The following is a 4,590-nucleotide window of genomic DNA, read 5'->3' as shown; positions in this document are numbered from 1 at the left end:
GGCGGGCGCGCCGCCGCTCCACCCGCCGCCGCGCCCGCCGCCGCGGCACGGACCCCGCTCCTGCCGCAGCTGTCGGCGCCCGTGGTCTCGCTCGCCCGCGCGTCCGACGGCGACCACCGGATCACGCTCACGGTGTCGCCCGAGAACCTGGGACCGGTGACCGTGCGCGCCCATATCTCCGGCGCCGCGATCCGCATCGAGCTGCAGGCGCCCGGTGAGCTCGGCCGCGAGGCGCTGCGGGCGATCCTCGCCGACCTCCGCCGCGACCTCGCCGTCGCCGCGCCCCAGGCCACCCTGAGTCTCGCCTCGTCGTCGGACGGCCCCGGCTCGTCCACCCCGCAGGGCCCCTCCGCCGGAGGCCAGGGCACCACCGGAGGCCAGGGCGCCGCCGGGGGCCAGGGCACCGACCGGCAGTCCGCGGCCGCGCGGCCCCTGCCGTCGACCTCGCCCGCACCACCGCCGCCCGTCCCGACCGCCCCGCCGCACGGCGGCATCGACGTCTACGCCTGATCAGAGAGGACCCCATGACCACGGTCGACTCCATCCCCGGCACGATCCCCCCGGGCAGCACACCCGCGTCCGGCGTGCAGACGGGCAGCACCACCCCCGCGTCCGAGCGCAAGAAGAGCCTCGACTCCGAGGTGTTCCTGAAGCTGCTCGTGACACAGCTGACCAATCAGGATCCCAGCTCGCCCATGAACACCAACGAGATGATCTCGCAGACCACGCAGCTCGCCTCGATGGAGCAGCTCACCGCGCTGTCGACGACCACCACCGAGAACTTCGCGCTCAGCATGCGCCAGACCGCCGCCGCGCTGATCGGGCGCGAGGCGCAGTACGTCGACGCCGACGGCACCACCAAGAAGGGCATCGTCACCGCGGTGTCCTACAAGGGGGCGGTGCCGCTCGTCATGATCGGCGACGTCTCCATCCCCCTCGACGCCGTCTCCGGCGTCTCCCTCGCTCCCGGCTCCGCTGCCTGACCCCTCTCCCCAGAAAGGCATCACCATGCTCCGCTCGCTCTTCTCCGGAATCTCCGGCCTCCGCTCGCACCAGACCATGCTCGACGTGACGGGCAACAACATCGCCAACGTCAACACGACCGGCTTCAAGGCGTCGTCCGTGCAGTTCCAGGACTCGCTGTCGCAGCTGCTGCGCAACTCGATGCTGCCGCAGCAGGCCCAGGGCGGTCAGAACCCCGCCCAGGTGGGCCTCGGCGTGCAGGTCGCCGGCATCAGCACCAACTTCGCCGGCGGTGCCCCGCAGCCGACCGGTGTGCCCACCGACCTGATGATCTCGGGCGACGGCTTCTTCGTGGTGCGGTCGGGCGGCGAGACCCTGTACACCCGCAACGGCGGCTTCACGTTCGACGCGACCGGTCGCCTGGTCGGCGCGGGCGGCGCGCTCGTGCAGGGCTGGACGGCGCAGAACGGCGCGATCGTTCCCGGCCAGGGCATCGGCGACATCACCCTCCCGGTCGGAGCGCTGAGCCCCGCCGCGGCCACCACGACCGCCCGCGCCACCGGGAACCTGCCCTCGGGTGCCGCCGTGGGTGAGACCCTCGTCCGCGACATCAAGACCTACGACGCCGACGGCGCCGCCACCACGCTGCGCCTCACGTTCACCCGCACCGCGACCGGGTGGGACGTGGCCGACGGCGCCGGCGCCACGACCTCGCTCACCTTCACCGACGGGAAGCAGAACGGCGCGGGCAGCATCGTGTCGGGCGGCATCACGGTCGACCTGTCCGCCGTGACCGGCTTCGCCGACGTGAGCGATCTCGCCCTCAAGGAGCAGAACGGCAAGCCGGCCGGCACGCTCGCCTCCTACGCGCTGACCAACGACGGCAGCCTGGTCGGCACGTTCAGCAACGGCGACACCCAGGTGCTCGCCCGCATCGCGCTCGCCGGCTTCGTCAACCCCGGCGGACTCGAGAAGGTCGGCTCCTCGCAGTTCCGTCCGAGCGGCAACTCGGGTCAGCCCGAGCTCGGTCAGGCCGGGACCGCGGGCCTGGGCGGCATCATCAGCGGCGCGCTGGAGATGTCGAACGTCGACCTGTCGCAGGAGTTCACGAACCTCATCGTGGCCCAGCGCGGTTTCCAGGCGAACGCACGCATCATCACCACGAGCGACGAGGTGCTGCAGGAGCTGACCAACCTCAAGCGCTGATCCCGCGGGGTCGCACGGGAGGGTCCGCCGCGCGTCGGGGACCCTCCCGTCTCGTACGGCTTGGTGGAGCGGGCGGAGCGTCAGGCCGGGCGCAGCGCGTCGGCGGCGGCGCGGAGCACCTCCTCGTTCAGCGCGAAGTACGCCCACCGCCCGCGCTGCTCACGCGTGACCAGTCCCGCCTCGGCGAGCAGCTTCATGTGGTGCGACACGGTCGCCTGCGACAGCCCGACGGGCTCGGTGAGGTCGCAGATGCACGCCTCCCCCTCCGGGCTGCCCGCGATGAGCGACAGCAGCAGGACCCGGGTCGGATCGCCCATCGCCTTGAACACGCGCGCCGCCCGCTCGGCGTCGTGCGGCGTGAGGGCGGAGGTCACCCGCGGCACGCAGCACGCGGTCTGGTCGATCACGGTGGGGAGACTCACCAGTCCAGTCTCTCACGTATTGACATTCTTCGATAGATCCGTGATGCTCCTCGTATTGATATTCATCGATACGAGGAGCATCGGATGTCCGCACTACCCGTCGTCGTCATCGGAGCCGGCCCGCAGGGCCTCGCCGCCGCCGCCCACCTGACCGAGCGCGGTCTCGACGCGATCGTCGTGGAACGCGGCGACGCCGCCGGGGCCGCCGTGGCGGAATGGGGGCACGTGCGCCTGTTCTCCGCGTGGCCCGAGCTGACCGACGCGGCGGCGCGCCGCCTGCTCGAACCCACCGGCTGGGTCGCGCCGAGCCGCGGGTACCCCACCGGCGCCGAATGGGTCGAGGGCTACCTCGCGCCCCTCGCCGCGAGCCTGGGCGAGCGGGTGCGCTACGCGACCACCGTCACCGGGATCGCCCGACAGGGACGAGACCGGGTCGTGGACAGCGGCCGCGCGGCGCAGCCGTTCGTCGTCCACACGCGAGACCGCCAGGGCGTGGAGGGCCGCATCGTCGCCCGAGCGGTCATCGACGCGAGCGGCACCTGGGGCCTTCCCAACCCCGCGGGCGCCGACGGCTTCCCCGCCCTGGGCGAGACCGCAGCCGCCGACCGGGTCTCGTACCGGATCCCCGACGACGTGTCCGCGTTCGCCGGGCGGCACGTCGTGGTCGTGGGGGCCGGGCACTCCGCGACGCACACCGCGCTCCGCCTCGCCGACCTGGCCCGCCGCGAGCCGGGCACCCGCGTCACCTGGCTCCTGCGGCGCGGCAGCACAGGGCACACCTTCGGCGGAGGTGACGCCGACGACCTCGCCGAGCGCGCCGCCCTCGGCCGCCGCGCGCGCGAGGTGGTCGACGCCGGGACGGTCGAGCTCGTCACCGGGTTCCGCGTCGCCGAGCTCGCCTCCCACGGCGACACGCTCTCGGTGCACGCGGAGGACGGCCGCGAGATCGCCGGGGTCGCCCAGGTGTTCGCGCTCACCGGGTTCCGGCCCGACACGAGCTTCCTGCGCGAGGTGCGCATCGCCCTCGACCCCACCCTCGACGCCGTCGCCGGCATCGCCGCCGACATCGACCCCAACATCCACTCGTGCGGCTCCGTGCCCGCCACCGGTGCGCGACAGCTCGCCCAGCCCGAACAGGACCTGTTCGTCGTCGGCGCCAAGTCGTACGGCCGGGCGCCGACGTTCCTCGCACTGACCGGCTTCGAACAGGTCCGGAGCGTGGTCGCGCACCTCGCGGGCGACCACGAGGCCGCCGCGCGCGATGAGCTCGTGCTCCCCGCCACCGGGGTGTGCGGCGGTGCGGGCGGGTTCGACGCCGAGGCCGGAGGCGGCTGCTGCGGCGCGCCGACCGTGCTCCAGCTCGGCTCGCGCCCGGTCAGCGTGGGCTGACGCGGGGGCGTTACTGAGGTTTAGCATCCGTAAAGCTCAGTAACGCGATCGTTACTGAGGTTTAGCACCCATAAACCTCAGTAACGCGGCCGCTGCTCCGCCTTCGTATCCGAGTGGCAGGCGGGCTGCGCAGAGGGCCCGCCACCGGGTGGATCGCCGCGCCTCCGCGGGGTCAGACGTAGACGCCGCGGTCCTCCATGAAGCGGACGGGGTTCGTGTACCCGCCGTTGATGTACACCTCGAAGTGCAAGTGGCAGCCGAACGAACGGCCGGTGTCTCCGGCGTACGCGATGACCTGGCCCGCGTTGACCCACTGGCCGCGGCGCACGATGATGCCGCCGTTCTTGATGTGCGCGTAGCCCGTGCTCACGCCGCCGCCGTGCTGGATGCGCACGTAGTTGCCGTAGTTGCCGTTCGATCCGGCGTAGTCCACGGTGCCGGAGTTCGCGGCGTAGATCGCGGCACCGCAGCCGTTCGCCAGGTCGGCGCCGTAGTGGAAGCTCGACGAGCAGCCCCGAGGGCCGCAGATCGACGTGCGGGGTCCGTAGCTGGAGCTGCGGGCCCCGCCGTGCGGCCGCACCCAGCCGCCCGAACCGGCCGAGCCTCCCCC

6 protein-coding genes are annotated in these 4,590 nt (G+C 72.8%); 4 read left to right on the top strand and 2 right to left on the bottom strand.

What is annotated here, in order from left to right:
- From DW297_RS15880 to DW297_RS15870, 3 genes are all read left to right on the top strand, one after another.
- Positions 1-510: flagellar hook-length control protein FliK (locus tag DW297_RS15880; protein WP_136034180.1), on the top strand; the 510-nt coding region annotated here is incomplete at its 5' end.
- Between the two features lie 14 nt (positions 511-524).
- The gene (locus tag DW297_RS15875; protein WP_136034176.1) at positions 525-983 is read left to right on the top strand and encodes a flagellar hook capping FlgD N-terminal domain-containing protein; all 459 of its coding nucleotides are present in this window, start codon (positions 525-527) and stop codon (positions 981-983) included.
- 25 nt (positions 984-1,008) lie between these two features.
- Positions 1,009-2,169 (top strand): flagellar hook protein FlgE, encoded by a 1,161-nt coding sequence (locus DW297_RS15870; RefSeq protein WP_136034174.1) that lies wholly within the window; start codon positions 1,009-1,011, stop codon positions 2,167-2,169.
- An 80-nt stretch (positions 2,170-2,249) separates the two neighbouring features.
- On the opposite strand, the gene DW297_RS15865 is transcribed toward DW297_RS15870, so the two are convergent.
- Entirely contained in the window at positions 2,250-2,591 is a 342-nt protein-coding gene (locus DW297_RS15865) for an ArsR/SmtB family transcription factor (protein WP_136034172.1), read from the bottom strand.
- Between the two features lie 84 nt (positions 2,592-2,675).
- Here DW297_RS15865 and DW297_RS15860 point away from each other — a divergent pair, with 84 nt between their 5' ends.
- Positions 2,676-3,980: an FAD-dependent oxidoreductase gene (locus DW297_RS15860; RefSeq protein WP_136034170.1), complete on the top strand. Its 1,305-nt coding sequence runs from the start codon at positions 2,676-2,678 to the stop codon at positions 3,978-3,980.
- A gap of 172 nt (positions 3,981-4,152) precedes the next feature.
- Here DW297_RS15860 and DW297_RS15855 read toward each other — a convergent pair.
- Positions 4,153-4,590 (bottom strand): M23 family metallopeptidase (locus DW297_RS15855; RefSeq protein WP_136034168.1); only part of this gene is annotated, 438 nt, incomplete at its 5' end.

Source organism: Microbacterium sp. PF5 (assembly GCF_004794315.1).
Taxonomy (GTDB): domain Bacteria; phylum Actinomycetota; class Actinomycetes; order Actinomycetales; family Microbacteriaceae; genus Microbacterium; species Microbacterium sufflavum.
The sequence above is the reverse complement of the archived record's forward strand: the minus strand, read 5'-3'. Positions and strand labels throughout refer to the sequence as shown.